This is a genomic window from Anaerotignum faecicola, assembly GCA_024460105.1.
In the GTDB taxonomy this organism is placed as follows: Bacteria; Bacillota; Clostridia; order Lachnospirales; family Anaerotignaceae; genus JANFXS01.
Genome location: JANFXS010000282.1, coordinates 1 through 452 on the forward strand (window position 1 = coordinate 1; position 452 = coordinate 452).

General features: G+C 42.7%; 1 protein-coding gene. It reads right to left on the reverse strand.

Going from position 1 to position 452, the window contains the following annotated elements; genetic code table 11:
• The coding region (locus NE664_13965; protein MCQ4727740.1) for a hypothetical protein at positions 1–452 on the reverse strand (452 nt) is incomplete at both ends.

The window sequence follows — 452 nt, forward strand, 5'->3', positions numbered from 1 at the left end:
CAAGCATCAGTTCCGGCATTGTCTGCCATTTTGATGTTTCATTTCCGTAGCGGTCGATCTTAGAGAACCACTTTTCAGCTTTGGCCACCCCTATTGTAATTTCAGGACCACGGACAAGTTCACCTGTAGACCGCCTTATAGCCTCTATATGGCACCCCCATGTATTTGTGCCTGCTTCCCCTGTATATACTGGCTTAACGTCCTTAAACTCAGTATTAGACTTAATCAGCGACATGCAGGCCTGTCCACTCCATGAAGGTTTTCCTTTCACAACATAGAGATTCTGCATAACAAACATAGGACTTACATGCATCCGGTTTGCCATGTCAATTGCAATCATGCAGTCGGCCGGCTTATTCTGATAATTCTGAGGTATAATTTCTGTACTTGCGAAAGCCTCTGCCATTTTCATTAGCATGTTAAAATTCGACTCATTACTAAATGGATTTAAT